Genomic DNA, 458 nt, shown 5'->3' with positions numbered 1-458 from the left:
TTTGTTAAACGTACATCTAACGGCTAGTGCGATACTTAACCAATGACGGACTTTCACAATCTATTGTTTCTATGTAGATATTACGTTCCTTCCACATAACTTCAATATCATAAAGACAAAACGAATATTTAGTTGGATCTACAACCCAAACCCCATTAACTTGAACTGATACTGACGTAAATAATTCATTATCATTACCCCACCAAGCTAAAACCAAATACTTACAACTTGCACCATTATGAAAAATAACAAACGCAGCAGTCTGATCCCATTCGAGAGTTATTTCAGATTTGACCTCTGTTAGTCGGTGATGAAAAGCGACCATATTGATTGGTTCTTCATTTGCTGAAATGGTATAAATCTTAACTCCATCCGCATCTAGCCAATCTTGCTCACCTTCCAGTTTTCGTAATTTATACATTGTACCTCCTTGTACGATTAACGCCTGCATAACACGT

At 36.5% G+C, this 458-nt stretch carries 1 protein-coding gene; it reads right to left on the bottom strand.

Going from position 1 to position 458, the window contains the following annotated elements; genetic code table 11:
* Window positions 1–16: 16 nt before the first annotated feature.
* The coding region (locus A6E03_RS17935) for a hypothetical protein (protein ID WP_255310664.1) at window positions 17–458 on the bottom strand (442 nt) is incomplete at its 5' end.

Source organism: Aliivibrio sp. 1S128 (assembly GCF_001691065.1).
GTDB lineage: Bacteria > Pseudomonadota > Gammaproteobacteria > Enterobacterales > Vibrionaceae > Aliivibrio.
This window is presented reverse-complemented; position numbering and strand designations above follow the sequence as displayed.